Below are 14,890 nucleotides of genomic sequence, written 5' to 3' on the forward strand. Positions count from 1 at the left end.
CACTATTACCCAGGAGTGCAAAATTAATAAATTCAGGGCATGAAGTTAAGTAGTTTTACGGAAATCAGGCTCGTTAAATCCCGTAGTTATTCCTGAATTGTCTGGAATCTGGGTGAGGCGATCGCATCCCGGGATTTCCCTTGAGAGTTAAGAAGTTTGATGCGGAGAAACCTCTGTAATCATCTTCCGAAATCAGCAAAAATTCAGTAAAACTACTTATCAAAACCCCTCGTCAGGGGGATGTTCGATGGGCAGAGAATTAATCGTCAGGGCAAGGCAACATAACATGAGCGAACAGTGGACAACAGGGTGTATTCATCAACAATTTGAGGAGCAAGTTGAGTCTACTCCGGATGCAACAGCTATCCTCTGTGCAGGGGCATCCTTAACTTACGCAACACTCAACCATCGGGCAAACCAACTCGCCCATTATTTGAAAAGTTTGGGCGTTGGGCCAGAGGTGCTGGTCGCCATCTGTCTCGATCGCTCCATTGAGATGGCAATCGGACTGTTAGCCATTCTCAAAGCTGGGGGGGCCTATATTCCCCTGGATCCGAGCTATCCCCGAGACCGGCTGGCCTTCATGCTAGAGCATAGCCAAGCCGGTTTTTTACTCACCCACAGTCAACTGGGGAACGAACTATCGGACCATCAGGCCCAGGTAATTTGTCTGGATCAAGAATCGGCCCAGATTGCCAGCTTTAGCGACCAAAATCCCGTCAGTGCTGTGCAGCCGGATCACTTGGCCTATATTATCTACACCTCCGGTTCTACAGGGAAACCGAAAGGGGTGGCCGTCGAGCATGGGGCCGTCCTCAATACCCTGGTGGATATCAACGATCGCTTTAAAATTGGCCCAGGCGATCGGGTCTTAGCCGTCTCTTCCCTCTGTTTTGACCTTTCCGTTTATGATATCTTCGGCCTGTTAATCGCCGGTGGAACCGTCGTGATGCCAAACCCTTCACCCACCCCGGACCCTCACCACTGGGCCGAATTAATGGTGCAACAGCAGATTACGGTTTGGAACTCGGCACCCGCCTTGATGCAAATGGCGATCGATGCCACTAGCGGCCAACCGGACCCTCTGCCTGCCTCCTTGCGAGTCGTCCTCATGAGCGGCGATTGGATTCCCCTAAGCTTGCCGGAACAAATCAAAGCCTTGGTTTCTGGAGTCCAGGTGATTGGACTCGGAGGTGCAACGGAAGCCTCTATCTGGTCAATTCTTTATCCCATCGAAACCATTGACCCCAGTTGGAAAAGCATCCCCTACGGACAGGCGATGAGAAACCAACGTTTCTATGTCTTGGATGAAGCCTTGCAACCCTGTCCCGAAGGCGTACCCGGACAACTTTATATCGGTGGAGTGGGATTAGCGCGGTGCTACTGGCGCGATGAAGCCAAAACCCAGTCCCGCTTCATTACCCATCCCCAAACCTCCGAGCGTCTCTACTGTACCGGAGATCTGGGCAGCTACCGCAGCGATGGGAATATTGAGTTTATTGGACGCATTGATAATCAGGTAAAAATTCGCGGGTTCCGCATTGAGCTTGGGGAAATCGAAGCGGTCCTCAACCAACATCCCGATGTCCGGCAAGCGGTAGTGATCGATCGCGAAGATGTCCCGGGGAGTAAACGCCTGGTGGCTTATATCCTCAGTACCGTCATGCCCGATCGCCTCCCCTACGACTGTACAGCCCTAGTGGAAGGCCCCGACCAACAGCGGATATCCCTCCAAACCGAAGACTTCTCTAGGGGAGGACTGGCAGTCGTCGGAGTTCCTCGGACTTGGCAACCCCGTCAATGCATCCGACTAGGCTTGGCATTACCGGGAGGTTCAGAACCGCAGTGGTTATCGGGACAGATTGCCTGGTGTCGTGGCAACAAAGCCGGGATTCAATGGGAACTGACTCCATCGGAGGAGGCGATCGTCGAAACGAGCTTCAACCATCTGTTAGAAACTGCTGGATTTTATAGCCTGTGGCAGCGCACCCTCTCGGGGAATCTGCGCCGGTTCCTGGGTGAAAAAGTCCCGGAGTATATGGTGCCCTCTAGCTTTGTCTTCCTGGAGAGTTTACCCTTGACCCCGAATGGAAAAGTCAACCGCAAAGCGCTACCGGCACCGCAACGCAATGCCTGGATACTAGAAGAGAAGGGCGAGTTACCCAGTACCCCCACGGAGCAAATTGTGGCTCAAATTTGGGCGCAAGTGCTGAATGTGGAACAGGTTGGGGTGCATGATAACTTTTTGGAGTTGGGGGGAGATTCTCTGCTGGCGACCCAAGTTGTCTCGCGGGTGCGCGAAGCCTTTCAATGTAACTTACCCCTGCGATCGCTGTTTAATGCGCCGACGGTGGCAGAACTGGCGAAACAGTTGGACACCATTCCTCAAGAGGAATTGGGGTGGCTGGGTGAGGCGATCGCCCCGGTACAGCGCGATCGGCTCTTGCCTGCATCCTTTGCTCAGGCGCAACTGTGGTTTCTGCATCAATGGCAACCTCACTCTGCCATGTACAACGAACCCATTACCGTTTATCTGAGCGGACCGATTGACCTAGAGGCCCTAGAGCGCAGTTTTCACGAAATTATCCGGCGTCACGAAATCTTCAGAACCACATTTCAGGCGGTAGATGGACAGCCGGTGCAAGTGATTCATCCCCCTCTAAAACTGCCCCTGAGTGTGATTAACTTACAAGAACTCTCGGAGTGGCAACGGGAGGAGAAAGCGATACAGATCGCAACGGCACAAGCTCGTGAACCCTTTGACTTGAGCAAAGGTCCCTTGCTGCGAGGGACCGTCATCCAACTGGGGGAAACTGACTACCGATTATTTATCACCCTGCATCACATTATTATTGATGCGGTTTCTCTCTACGAGGTGTTGTTACCGGAACTGGCGGCACTCTACCCCGCGTTTTCCAGTGGGAAACCCTCTCCTTTGAACGAATTAAGCCTGCAATATGCTGACTTTGCCGTTTGGCAACGAGAAGCGCTTCAGGGGAACATCTTGGAGCGACAGATGGCGTACTGGAAACAGCAGCTTGCAGATTTGCCAACCCTGCAACTGCCGACGGACCGACCCCATCGCGGGTCCGCCACCTTCGAGGGAGCGAAACAGTATCTGATGCTGTCGCCACCCCTGAGCGAGGCACTCAAGGCCCTGAGTTTAAAGGAAGGGGTAACTTTATTTACCCTGTTGCTGACGGCATTCAAGACATTGCTCTATCGCTATACCCGACAGGACGATATCTGTGTGGGGACCGTCACAGCCGGTCGCGATCGCCCCGAAATCGAAAATCTGATCGGGTATTTTCTCAACACCCTCGTCTTACGAACCAACCTGTCAGACAATCCGACCTTTCGGGACCTGCTGCCTCGGGTTGAGGCGGTTTGCCTGGATGCTTACGCCCATCAAGAGGTCCCCTTTTCCTATTTGGTCAGCGAATTAAAGCCGGAACGTCTGGGGAGTCAAAATCCCTTAGTTCAAGTCATGTTTGTTCTGCAACCCCAAATGCCTGCCAATGATCTGGGGTGGACGATTAACCAACTTGATGTTGATCCAGGGACAGCAAAACTGGATTTATCGGTTCATCTGGAAGAACGAGACGACCGAATTTTTGGGTATTGGGAATATAACACGGACTTGTTTGATGGGGGAACGATCGCCCGGGCAATCGGGCATTTTCAGACCTTACTCGAAGAGATTGTGGCGCATCCAGAACAACGGATCGCCGAATTATCTTTCATTCCACCGGAAGAAAGACAGCAGATGAGAGTCTGGAATCAAACCCAGGCTGATTATCCCCGAGAAACCTGTATTCACGAGCTATTCGAGGCGCAAGTCCAGGAGCGTCCGGATGCCGTGGCGGTGGGATTTGAGGCGGAACAACTCACTTATCGGGAACTGAACCAACGGGCCAATCAACTCGCCCATTACCTACAAACCTTGGGTGTAGGACCCGAGGTGCTGGTGGGGATTTGTGTCCACCGTTCTTTAGAGATGGTCATCGGAATTCTGGGGATTTTAAAAGCGGGGGGAGCTTACTTACCGTTAGATCCGGAGTATCCCCAGGACCGTTTGACCTTCATGTTAAAAGATGCGGGAGTCAGGGTGTTGTTAACCGAGGAACAGTGGGTCAGTTCGATGACCCAACACTCGGGAGAGTTAATCTGTCTGGACCGGGATTGGGCAGAAATTGCTCAACAGGGTCAGGAAAATCTCGCGGTTCCGATGAACTCTCATAACTTAGCTTATGTAATTTATACTTCCGGCTCTACAGGTCAACCCAAGGGGGTGGAGATTGCCCATCAATCGTTGTTAAATCTGGTGGTTTGGCATCATCAATGCTTTGGGGTGTTACCCAGCGATCGGGCGACTTTGTTAGCGGGTCCAGCATTTGATGCCTCAGTTTGGGAGCTATGGCCTTATCTAACCGCAGGCGCAGGGGTTTATATTTGTCCGGAATCCACGAGGACTTCGGCCCTAGAACTTCGCAACTGGCTGATACAAAGGGGGATTTCGATTACGTTTGTGCCGACCCCGTTAGCGGAGAGTCTGTTGTCCTTGGATTGGCCTAGTGATATCCCGTTGCGAACGGTACTCACCGGCGGGGAACAACTTCATCACTATCCGGCTAAATCCCTACCGTTTGAGCTGGTCAATAATTATGGGCCGACGGAAAACACTGTCGTTACTACATCCGCAGTGGTGATGGCAACGGAGCAAGGCCACCGACCCCCGCATATTGGACGGGCGATCGCCAATACCCAACTCTACCTCCTGGATGCTCAGATGCAACAGGTGCCGCTCGGGGTTGCCGGAGAACTCTATATCGGGGGTGATGGACTGGCACGGGGTTATCTGAACCGTCCCGATTTGACCGCCAGTCGCTTTGTTCCTAACCCTTTTGGGGAGCAAGCTGGGGCGCGGTTGTATAAAACCGGCGACCTGGCCCGGTATCTTCCCGATGGCAATATTGAGTTTCTCGGACGCATTGACGATCAAGTTAAAATTCGCGGGTTTCGCATTGAATTGGGAGAAATCGAAGGAACGCTCGCCCAACATCCTGATGTCAAAGCGGCAGTGGTGATGGTTCGGGAGGATATCCCTGGTGAGCAGCGGTTGGTTGCTTATGTGGTGTCGGGTTCCGTCCCCGATCGCGTTCCGTACCAGGCGGAATGTTGGGTGGAATTGCCGGGGGATTCGCCGGTGAAATTGTCTACGAAAAATATTTCCCGAGGCGGGATTGGGGTAAAGGGACTGCCGCCTTGTCAACCCGGTACGTCGGTCCGCCTCCGGTTCGGGTCCTCACATCCCCTGGGTCAAGATTGGGTTGATGCACAAGTGGTCTGGTGTGAGCAAGGTGAGGCGGGACTTGATTTTACCCTCCTACCCTCAGCGCAAATGCGACTTGAAGCGCTATTAGAGTCTGTTCTGGACAAGCAGGGATTTTCTAAGGTGCTACATCGCACTCTGTCCGGGACTCTGCGCCGCTATCTCCAGGACCGACTTCCTGCTTATATGGTGCCTGGGAGTTTCCTGTTCCTGAATGCGCTGCCTTTAACGCCCAATGGCAAAGTCAATCGCAAGGGACTACCGAAACCGGAGGTAGGACAGCGGGAATCAGAACAGCCTTATTTGCCCCCGCAAAGTGAGATGGAGCAGGCGATCGCCACCATTTGGCAAAAGGTGCTGCACTTAGAGCAAGTGGGAGTTCAGGATAACTTTTTTGACCTGGGTGGACATTCTTTAAGTATGGCGCGGGTTCATAGTCAGTTGGTTGAGGTGCTCAAGACAGAGATTTCAATGGTGGAACTGTTTCAGTATCCGACGATCGCCGCCTTGTCAGAGGGTTTGCGGAACCGGCGATCGGGGGTTGACTCTCAAAGTATGCCGATGAAGGAATCGGAGGGTCTACCCCACCCGGGCGATCGGCTCAAGGAGAGTTCCATGACCCGCGCTCAAAAGCAAAAAGCCGCCCTCGAACGTCAAAGAACCCTCAAACAACAGCACAAATCATGAGCTTAAGTTCTGCCTCCCTTTATCCTCTGTAATTTCCCCATTCCTCAAGGGGTACTCATTCTATTTTGCTCCCCTTGAGGATAATACCAAATCCGGTTGGTAAAAGTCCGTTTTCTCTTTAGCCCGCGCAGGCGGGCTTCGTCCCTATAGCCCCACCCTTTAGGGTGTGGGTTTTTATAGACCTTTCGGAACCGGATTCCGTATAACTCCCGGTCAGCTTTGGCTCAACCGTCACACTTGTTGTAATCAGTCTCGTTCCACCTAGGGTAACCCGTATGAACTCAACCCATCTCTCGGATCAACCGGATTTAAATCAAACCTTAAAAAGCCAGATGCGGCAATTTTATGAAGGCATCAATCAAGAACTCAATGCTAATGGATTAGGAGAATATTCTCTATTTTTGAACTATGGTTACGCTTCAGATAACAGTCCAGAATATGCTCAAGTCGAAGTTCCCAAACACGCTCTCAAGAAAAACTCGATTAAATTAATTTTAGAAGTCATCGGGGACTGTGATTTAACCGGGTATGAAGTTTTGGATGTGGGCTGTGGTCGAGGTGGAAATGCTTTGACGATTGAGCAGCAGTTTCCAGTCAAGCAGGTAACAGGAATCGACCTATCTGGCACGGCAATTTCATTTTGCCAAACCCATTTTCATGCTGAAAAGCTCCGGTTTTTAGAAGGGGATGCGGAAAATTTGCCGTTTGCCGATTCTTCTTTTGATGCGGTAGTTAATATTGAATCCTCTCACGCTTACCCCAACATTTACAAATTCTATGCAGGGGTTTCCCGAGTTCTCAAACAGCAGGGTTATTTTTTGTACACCGATGCGCTACCTCATGATGAGATTGAAAGTTATGTTGCGTTCCTCCAAAAATTGGGATTTGAGCTAGAGTTAGAACGGGATATCACCCCCAATGTTTTACTTTCTTTGGATGAAAGTGCCATTCGCTACAAGGAAGCGTTTGAGACGAATCCTGATGGAGTGAATATTGCTAATTTCTTAGCCTTGCCCGGTTCAGATATCTATGAGGCTTTGAAAAAACGGCAAGTTTTGTACAAAATATTTAGGTTTAAAAAAGTCGCCCAAAACTGGGTAGATTTGAGCGAAATTGAAACCACTTTGAACCCCAATGTAATGTCTTTTTTTGATAAACAGGACCAACACCAAGCGTTAGGTGAGCGCGTCCAAAGCCGAGCCAGTCAGCAGAAAAAAGCGTTAAGTCAACAAAAACAACTCAGACAACAACGGAGAAAAATCAATGACTAATCCTCAAGATGAACAAATCATCGATGGCATTGCTATTATTGGGATGGCGGGTCGATTTCCCGGAGCAAATACGATTGATGAATTTTGGCAAAACCTAAAAAATGGGGTAGAATCTATTTCCTTTTTTAGTGAAAAAGACCTGATAGAATCCGGTATCGACGCGGAACTGGTGCAAGACCCTAACTATGTCAAAGCCAAAGGAATTTTAGAAGATGTCCAGGGATTTGATGCGGCATTTTTTGGGTTTAATGCCCGAGAAGCAGAAATCACAGACCCCCAACAGCGGCTATTTTTAGAATGTGCTTGGCAAGGGTTAGAAGAGTCGGGTTATAATCCCGAAGGCTACAATGGCACGATCGGAGTCTATGGAGGTGTGGGGAAAAATAGCTATTTATTACAGAATTTGATGTCTCGCCCGGACATTCGGGAAAAAGCGGGAGATTATCAAATTATGATTGGGAGTGAGAAAGATTTTCTGCCGACTCGGGTCTCTTATAAACTGAATTTAAAAGGCCCATCGGTTACCATTCAAACGGCTTGTTCGACTTCGTTGGTGGCGACAGCGGTTGCTTGTCAAAATTTATTGACCTATCAGTGTGATATGGCGATCGCAGGAGGGGTTTCTATTGCGTTACCGCAACGAGAGGGTTATTTATATCAAGAGGGGATGATTCTCTCGCCTGATGGACATTGCCGCGCTTTTGATGCGGAAGCGAAGGGGACGGTTAGTGGCAGTGGCGTGGGAATTGTGGTCTTAAAACGATTAGACGATGCGATCGCAGATGGGGATTATATTCATGGGGTAATTCGGGGGTCAGCGATTAATAATGATGGCGCTTTAAAAGTGGGTTATACCGCCCCCAGTGTGGAGGGTCAAGCGGAGGCGATCGCCCAAGCTCAAGCGTTAGCTGAAGTTGACCCCGAAACGATTACTTATATCGAAACCCACGGCACCGGCACTCCCCTGGGTGACCCGATTGAAATTGCCGCACTCACGCAAGTGTTTTCTCTGCAAACGAATCAAAAACACTTCTGTGCGATCGGGTCGGTTAAAACTAATATTGGGCATCTGGATGCCGCTTCCGGAATTGTCGGTTTAATCAAAACTGTTCTAGCACTTAAACATCAATTAATCCCACCCTCTCTTCACTTCCATCAACCCAATCCTCAAATCGATTTTGAGAACAGTCCCTTTTATGTGAATACCACTCTCAAAGAATGGAAAACGAACGGAACTCCCCGACGTGCGGGAGTCAGTTCTTTTGGAATTGGTGGCACGAATGCTCATGTTATTTTAGAAGAAGCGCCGTTGCGGGAACCGAAAACGAACCCGGATAAAACTCCGCAATTGTTGATAGTTTCCGCTAAAACAGCATCAGCATTGGAGAAAGCAACGGCAAATCTGGCAACTCACCTCGGTGCTCATCCCGAATTGGATTTAGGCGATGTCGCATATACCCTGGCAATGGGACGCAAGGCATTTTCTCACCGCCGGATAGTCGTTGCACAAGATATCCCAGATGCAGTAACCGCCTTAAAATCGGTGGATTTGGCGCGAGGGGGGACTCCGGTTCAGAATGCTGGCGATCGCCCGGTGGCATTCATGTTTTCCGGACAAGGAACGCAATATGTCGAGATGGCGCGGGAACTGTATGACAAGGAACCGACCTTTAAACGGGAACTAGATACCTGTTGTGAGTTGCTGTATCCTCATCTGGGACTGGATCTGCGGGAGATTCTCTACCCCCGGAGTTTGAGTCTTGCTGAGGCGACGGAACAGTTAAAGCAAACGGCAATCACCCAACCGGCGTTATTTGCGATCGAATATGCCTTAGCGCAAGTCTGGATCGCCTGGGGAATTGAACCTGTGGCGGCGATCGGGCATAGTATCGGCGAATATGTTGCCGCCTGTATTGCCGGGGTGTTTTCCCTGGAAGATGCTTTATCCCTAGTGGCAAAACGGGGTAAATTGATGCAAGAAATGCCCCCCGGGTCGATGTTAGCGGTTCCCCTCTCGGAAGCGGAACTCCAAGATTTACTCCCTGGGGACCTGTCTTTAGCTTTGATCAATGGTCCTACTAACTGTGTAGTTTCCGGTGCGATCGCCGCAGTCGCTGCCTTCCACCAACAACTGAGCGATCGCGGGGTGGAATCTCGCACCCTCCACACCTCCCATGCCTTCCATTCCCCGATGATGGACCCGATGTTAGCTGCCTTCACCGCAGCAGTGGAACAGGTAACCCTAAATCCACCCAAAATTCCCTATATTTCTAACGTCACCGGCACTTGGATCGCCCCTTCTGAGGCTACAAATCCTCACTATTGGGCACAACATTTACGGCAAACGGTGCGGTTTGCTCAAGGATTGGAAACCCTGTTTAAACCCTCGGATTGGTGTCTCTTAGAAGTAGGTCCGGGACGCACCTTAACCACCTTTGCCAAACGCCATCCCGCGCAAGGAGGCGATCGCTTGATTTTCCCCTCCCTGCGTCACCCCCAAGATTCCCAATCGGATTTGATGTTTCTATTCACCACCCTAGGCCAGTTATGGACCAGTGGAGTTAAAGTAAACTGGGAACAAGTTTATGCCGGGGATCACTATCGTCTCCCCTTACCCACCTATCCTTTTGAGCGCCAATCCTATTGGATTGAACCTCACAAATCTGTGGAATCCTTCACCAGTCGCCCTAGCTTACAGAAACAGGCAAATCCGGCGAATTGGTTCTATCTCCCCTCCTGGAAACGCTCAACTTTGCCGCAACTCCCCCTTAACCTTCCCCCTACCGGGTCCTGTTGGTTAGTCTTTCTGGATCAGGACGGTTGGGGTTTACAAATTCTCAAGGGACTGCAAGAAATAGGTCAGGATGTAATTGCCATTAAACCGGATACCAAATTTGCTCCCTTAGACTCCACTCTTTATACCCTAAATCCTGCTGATTCCGCCGATTATCACCGTTTAATTCAACATCTGCAAACTCAAAATAAAGTCCCCAGTCGCATCGTTCATTGCTGGGCAATCACTGAGAAACCCTGCAATTTATTAGCATCGGATGGCTTAGAAACCTCCCTGAATTTAGGCTTTTATAGTCTCCTCTTCCTCGCTCAATCCCTGAGCAAACAAAACCTCACAGAACCGATTCAAATTACCGTCTTGTCGAATCATATTCAGTCGGTCATCGGAGAGGAAATCTTATCCCCAGACAAAGCAACCTTGCTCGGTCCTTGTCAAGTTATTCCCCAAGAATATCCCAATATTTCCTGTACCCACATTGATTTGGTACTGCCTGAACCAGGAAGTAAATCGGCGCAAAACCTCCTCAAAAACTTGCATCATGAACTCCTCGCCAAACCCCTCTCCTCCACCGTCGCCTATCGGGGGTTACATCGGTGGGTGCAAATATTTGAGCCAATTCCCCTAGAAAACCCGACCGAAAAAACACCGCTTTTAAAAGAAAAAGGAGTGTATATAATTACCGGAGGGTTGGGCCGAATTGGTTTAGTATTCGCTCAATATTTAGCAGAAACAGTCCAAGGAAAAATTGCATTGATTGGACGGTCTCCCTTTCCCGAACCGGCAGAGTGGGATAAATGGTTAAATACCCATCAATCGGAAGATTCTACGGTGCAAAAAATACACCGACTCCGGGAAATTGAAGCCCTGGGTTCTGAGGTAATGGTGGTGACGGCTGATGTTGCTTCCCTGGATTCCATGACCCAAGCAATTGCTCAGATTGAAGACCGATTCGGTCCGATTAATGGAGTGATTCATGGGGCGGGTAAAACGGGAAATGAATCTTTTCATGGGATTTCTTCTACGACTATAACCGACTGTCAGGCCCAATTTCAACCCAAAATTCAAGGACTTCTGGTCCTCGATCGCCTCTTTCAAAACCATCCCCTTGATTTCTGTCTCTTAACCTCTTCCTTGTCCTCGGTTTTAGGCGGATTAGGATTTGTAGCCTATTCCGCTGCCAATCGATTTATGGATGCTTTTACCCATCAGCACAATCAAACGAATCGGACTCCTTGGATTAGCATTAACTGGGAAGGTTGGCAATTGACCGAATCCACTCAATCGGGAGCAACTGCCAGTAATACTTTGGCAGAATTGGCGGTAACTCCATCAGAAGGCATTGAAGCCCTAAACCGGATTCTTGCTTCGGGAATCCACTCTCAAATTGTCGTTTCTACCGGCGATTTAAGTCTGCGCCTAGCTCAATGGATTGAGCGTCAATCTTTTCAAGAAACCCCGGAAAATTCCTCCCTTGAAGTTGCTTCTTCGGGTCACGATCGCCCCCAATTAAGCACCGATTATCAAGCCCCTGAAAGTGCGCTTGCTCAAACCATTACCTCGATTTGGGAAAAATTTCTAGGCATTGAACGAATTGGCATTCATGATGACTTTTTTGATTTAGGCGGTGACTCCTTAATCGCGGTCCAGATTGTTTCCAAGTTACGGAAAACTCTCAATGTGGAATTGTCACCCCACAGCTTATTAAATGCCCCCACGATCGCCGGTTTAGCTCAGGTGATTCAACCGGACAGTTCTACGGACAAGGATTCCCTTTCCCCGGCACTTCCTCCCCTCCTGGTTAAAATTAAATCCGGTTCGTTGCAGCCGCCTTTATTCTTAGTTCATCCGGCGGGAGGATATGTCTATTTTTATCGGGAATTAGCCCAATATTTAGAGAAAGAACAATCGGTTTATGGGATTCAAGCTCAAGGATTGGATGGCAAAACTCCACCTTTGAACCGTGTGGAAGAAATGGCAAGTCGCTACCTGGAATCCCTGCGGGTAATCCAACCGAAAGGTCCTTATTTTCTAGGCGGGTCTTCCTTTGGGGGGACGATCGCCTTTGAAATGGCCCAAAAACTGATTACTCAAGGAGAAACTGTAGCCTTATTGGCCCTGTTGGATAGTCCCGGGGGCCAACAATTAGACGTCCATCTTCAAGGGGATGCGGAAGTGTTTGCTTATTTGCTGAATGTGGGGACAAATCTATCGGTTTCATCCCAAGAGTTGCAGTCGCTGCCACCGGATCAACGTCTGGGATATTTTCTCAAAAATGGCGGGATGGCGCGAGAACTGCTACCGGAAATGGATATCGAGCAGATTCAGCCGTTTATGGATGTTTTTCACCGCAATATTGAGGCGTTGAAATACTATAATCCACGACCTTATCCTGGTCGAATTCTGTTTTTCCGGGCCAGCGATCGCGACTCGATTACCCCGGCACATCCGGAACGCGCTTGGTTGGATTTAGCCACAGATGGGGTGGAAATTCATGAGGTTCCCGGCAATCACATTACGATGAATTTTTCTCCCCATGTCAAGGCGATCGCCACTCAACTGACGATCACCCTCCAGGATGTAAGGGCTCTATAGGGGGTCCAGATAGGCGACTCGTTTAGAAACCGGGTTTCTGTAAAGATTTATTGCTCAGGGGCAGAAATTTTGTGCAGAAACCCGGTTTCTTGTCCCGGCCCTGACTCTCAAATAGGTCCCTTCTCGATGCCCGTCGAGATGCCCGATCCGGTAGTGGGAAAATTGATGCATTCTGATGCTTCATATTTCTTAATTTTTTTTAGAATAAGAATAAAGTCAAGCTAACCGTCCCCTGTCTTTATGTTGTTAAAACCGGCCCAACGCACGAAACTCGATGAATCTGACGATCGCCTATTCTATTCCTACCCCCGGTTTGTCACCCATGTGGATGATGGATTCATCGACCAACTCACCCATCTCTATCGCGATCGCCTCAAACCGAACAGCCGCATCTTCGATATGATGAGTTCCTGGGTCTCCCATCTTCCCCAGGATATGACCTTTGCTCATGTGGAGGGTCATGGGCTCAATGAAGAAGAACTGGCGAAAAATCGTCGTCTTGACCATTATTTTGTTCAAGATCTCAACGACAACCCCCACCTCCCTTTAGAGGACCAAAGTTTTGATGCGGTCCTCAATGCGGTTTCGGTCCAATATATCCAACATCCTGAAGTGGTGTTTAGCGAAATTCACCGCATTCTGAAACCCGGTGGCATTGCGATTATTAGTTTTTCCAATCGAATGTTTTATCAAAAAGCGATTCAAGCATGGCGCGAGGGGAATGAAGGGTCTCGCGTTGCCCTGGTGAAACGTTACTTTCAGGCAGTAGAAGGGTTTTCTAACCCCGAAGCGATCGCCCGCAAGTCCGATTTGCCTTCTATCTTGCAGTTTATGGGCATGGGCGGTGGGGACCCGTTTTATGCGATTATCGCCCATCGTTTACCCGCATAACTCAAGATGTTTATCCCAATCGGGAGGGCAAAGATAACCCTGGGCACAGACGGGGTTAGAGTGTGGCCAAAATCGTCTCGACTTCATGACATAATGCTTTGTGGCAATGAGCATTACTGGCGATCGCGCACCCCCACTGGTTCACATCTTTTTGGTTATAGCGCAAAGGGGTCCCATCCACAAAGGTTAACTGGCCCCCCGCTTCGGTCAAAATTAACTCTGGGGCCGCAAAGTCCCAATCTTTGGGCGCACCTCTCCCGGAGAGGGAAATAAACCCATCCACCTGCTGTTCCACAATCGCAGCAATTTTGCACCCGATACTCCCGATATATTGTTGGGTTTGGCAGGGTAGACGTTGCAACAGTTCGTCCAATTTCTCTCCTTTGCGGGTCCTTCGAGTCAGCAGGCATAAGTCTTGGAGGCGATCGCGCGAGGAGACTCGGACTGGGGTGCGATCGCCCGAACGGGTTTCCACAAAGGCCCCCCCTCCCCGCTGGGCATAATATAATTTCTGGGCGGAAGGGACTGCCACCACTGCCACCACGGGTTGTCCCTCATGGACTAAGGCAATATGGACCGCATAGTTCGGGTTTTGCTGAATATAGGCCCGGGTGCCATCGATGGGGTCAATAATCCAAACCCACTGGTGATCCCGGCGATCGCCGTTAGTATGGGATTGATAACTTTCCTCACTCAGATACCCAAACTCCAGACTGCCAAAGGCAATCCGTAGTTTTTGCAAGATATAGTCGTTCGCCGCCACATCAGCATTGGTGACTGGACCTTCTATTTTTTGCCTAACCTTCAGTTTCCCGGCAGCATCGCTATGATAATAGGTCAGAATATCCGCACACCCCCAACCAATCCTCCGGGCGATCGCTCCTATCTCCTCCAATTTCTCCAAGCGATTCTCCATCATCGGTGTTCCTAACTGTTTGCTTTTGCTCATGTTTTTCTCAGGTGATTTGCCTAATTTTAAAACTCTCTCTTAGTGATTTATCCGGTTTTTTTATACTTTTCAAAAGGCCAGCTTATCTTAGGTGTTACATTGAAGCTTACCTCTCTATCTTAACTTAACCCCTGTTTTCTTGATTCAAGACTTGCTAACATTCGCTCTGATTTCTAACAATTTATCAGTAATTTCACGGATTCCCTATACTGATGGATGACCGGTTTCCTTGAACTTAGGGAACTCCAAAAAATAAAACCTTCAAAAAACCCGCAGGCTCAAGCCTGGGGCTACACGGACAAAGCCCGCCTGCGCGGGCTAAAAGAGCCTTGTTAGGTGCGATCGCATCAAAGCAAGGATGATTTATTTGTTGG

General features: G+C 49.6%; 5 protein-coding genes. 4 read left to right on the forward strand and 1 reads right to left on the reverse strand.

The features are described 5' to 3' along the window. Positions 1-247 precede the first annotated feature (247 nt). From NG833_RS17270 to NG833_RS17285, 4 genes are all read left to right on the forward strand, one after another. Positions 248-6,019, forward strand: coding sequence for a non-ribosomal peptide synthetase (locus NG833_RS17270; RefSeq protein WP_254566525.1), 5,772 nt, complete (start codon positions 248-250; stop codon positions 6,017-6,019). A gap of 275 nt (positions 6,020-6,294) precedes the next feature. Further along, a complete protein-coding gene (locus NG833_RS17275; protein WP_254566526.1) occupies positions 6,295-7,290 on the forward strand; it encodes a class I SAM-dependent methyltransferase in 996 nt (331 codons plus the stop codon). Further along, complete coding sequence (locus NG833_RS17280; protein WP_254566527.1) at positions 7,283-12,676, forward strand: type I polyketide synthase; 5,394 nt, start codon at positions 7,283-7,285, stop codon at positions 12,674-12,676. The genes NG833_RS17275 and NG833_RS17280 overlap by 8 nt, the downstream gene beginning before the upstream one ends. Before the next feature lie 240 nt (positions 12,677-12,916). Then, positions 12,917-13,567 (forward strand): class I SAM-dependent methyltransferase, encoded by a 651-nt coding sequence (locus tag NG833_RS17285; RefSeq protein WP_254566528.1) that lies wholly within the window; start codon positions 12,917-12,919, stop codon positions 13,565-13,567. Positions 13,568-13,622: 55 nt separating this feature from the next. On the opposite strand, the gene NG833_RS17290 is transcribed toward NG833_RS17285, so the two are convergent. Next, entirely contained in the window at positions 13,623-14,516 is an 894-nt protein-coding gene (locus NG833_RS17290; protein ID WP_254566529.1) for a 3'(2'),5'-bisphosphate nucleotidase CysQ, read from the reverse strand. Positions 14,517-14,890: the final 374 nt, after the last annotated feature.

Origin of the sequence: Oscillatoria sp. HE19RPO (assembly GCF_024220515.1) — a bacterium.
GTDB lineage: Bacteria > Cyanobacteriota > Cyanobacteriia > Cyanobacteriales > Laspinemataceae > Laspinema.

What these genes read in the sequence shown, in the direction of transcription:
- NG833_RS17270 (WP_254566525.1), top strand. Translation starts at nt 248, where the DNA reads ATGGGCAGAGAATTAATCGTCAGGGCAAGGCAACATAACATGAGCGAA.
- NG833_RS17275 (WP_254566526.1), top strand. Translation starts at nt 6,295, where the DNA reads ATGAACTCAACCCATCTCTCGGATCAACCGGATTTAAATCAAACCTTA.
- NG833_RS17280 (WP_254566527.1), top strand. Translation starts at nt 7,283, where the DNA reads ATGACTAATCCTCAAGATGAACAAATCATCGATGGCATTGCTATTATT.
- NG833_RS17285 (WP_254566528.1), top strand. Translation starts at nt 12,917, where the DNA reads ATGTTGTTAAAACCGGCCCAACGCACGAAACTCGATGAATCTGACGAT.
- NG833_RS17290 (WP_254566529.1), bottom strand. Translation starts at nt 14,516, where the DNA reads ATGAGCAAAAGCAAACAGTTAGGAACACCGATGATGGAGAATCGCTTG.